This is a genomic window from Burkholderia sp. Ac-20345 (genome assembly GCF_017104825.1).
GTDB classification, from domain to species: Bacteria; Pseudomonadota; Gammaproteobacteria; order Burkholderiales; family Burkholderiaceae; genus Burkholderia; species Burkholderia lata_B.
The window spans coordinates 1-900 of sequence record NZ_JAAGPO010000537.1; the positions used below are offsets into that span (position 1 = coordinate 1).

General features: G+C 62.4%; 1 protein-coding gene and 1 pseudogene. Both read right to left on the reverse strand.

What is annotated here, in order from left to right:
* A partial coding sequence (locus G3O06_RS48515; RefSeq protein ID WP_277403807.1) for a glycosyltransferase family 9 protein occupies nucleotides 1-452 on the reverse strand: 452 nt, incomplete at its 3' end.
* A 229-nt stretch (nucleotides 453-681) separates the two neighbouring features.
* Nucleotides 682-900 (reverse strand): annotated as a pseudogene (locus tag G3O06_RS48520) (hypothetical protein); the annotation flags it as partial.

The window sequence follows — 900 nt, forward strand, 5'->3', positions numbered from 1 at the left end:
GCCTCACCGGCGCTCACGCGCATTCCGTGCCACGCGTCGCAGTCCGGTCGAGGGCCAAAGCGATGTGAATACGCGAAGCGTGCGCCCGTTTCGCCGAGATCCTGCGTTTGGTAGCCGACGCGGCACGCGGCGCGCGCGAGCACCGAAATGATCGCGCTCTTGTAGACGCCGTGCAGGTCGATCACCGCATCGTAGCGATGCCTCCGCAGTGCGCCGATCGACGCCGAGATCGCCTTCAGGTCGCCGTGATTGCGCATCTTCTTGAAGCGTCGCAGCGGCGCGCAGAGCACCTGGCTCACGCCCGGATGCCAGCGCACGACCTCCGCGCACGACTCGTCCACGGCCCAGTCGACCGCCACGCCCGGAAATGCACGATGGAGGTCCGCGACGACAGGTAGCGTCTGGACGACGTCGCCGAGCGACGTCACCTTCACGATCAAAATGCGGTTCATTGCAATCATAATTTGCGCTTGCTGAGTAACAACACTGAATACGTTGGAATGGCCGTCCGCGCGGTCGGGGCCCAGCCGATGATGTTTTTGCTCGAGGGTTTAGGCGAGCGTGGGACGATGCCGACTTCGCGGGCGACATTTGAAGCCGGGCGAGGATTAGTTCGATGGTGCAGCGGGCGCGGTGTTGTTGGCGCCATCGTCGACCCTGGCCCGGTGAGATGCACCGCGGCTACGAGAGGCTGCGTTCCTCCAATACGAAGTTCAGCGTTTGCGGCGTCCACGCAGTCAGAATGGTCCCGAGCACGCTGATTTCACCGTTAGCGAGGTGACCATCTGCTGATGCGACGGCGAGACACAGCTCAATGATCCTCACTCGCAAATCGGGATCGTCGATTTCCGTGAGCAGCGTCTCGAGCGTTGCTTGATCGAGATGGCCGGAAATAGTGCT